General features: G+C 59.5%; 1 pseudogene. It reads right to left on the bottom strand.

Annotated features, from left to right (window positions below):
* Positions 1-232, bottom strand: a pseudogene (locus JUK32_RS00310) (IS21 family transposase); the annotation flags it as partial.

Genomic DNA, 232 nt, shown 5'->3' with positions numbered 1-232 from the left:
CAACGCTGTTGGTCCAGCCCTTCTTGCCACAGCAGCGCCAGCGTCACGCCTTTACCTTGCAGCTCGCGATGCACCGCCGCATAGTCAATGACCTTCTGGTCACCGGAAGGCGGTTTACCTTTGCCCAGTTGCATTTGGGCTTCGCTATCGCTGAGTTGGCTCAACTGGTCGTAGCTCAGACCTTTGCCACTCGCGCGTCGGATATAGTCCTGCACGGTGGAACGGGCCACCG

The organism is Halomicronema sp. CCY15110 (assembly GCF_016888165.1).
Lineage (GTDB): Bacteria > Cyanobacteriota > Cyanobacteriia > Phormidesmidales > Phormidesmidaceae > Halomicronema.
The sequence above is the reverse complement of the archived record's forward strand: the minus strand, read 5'-3'. Positions and strand labels throughout refer to the sequence as shown.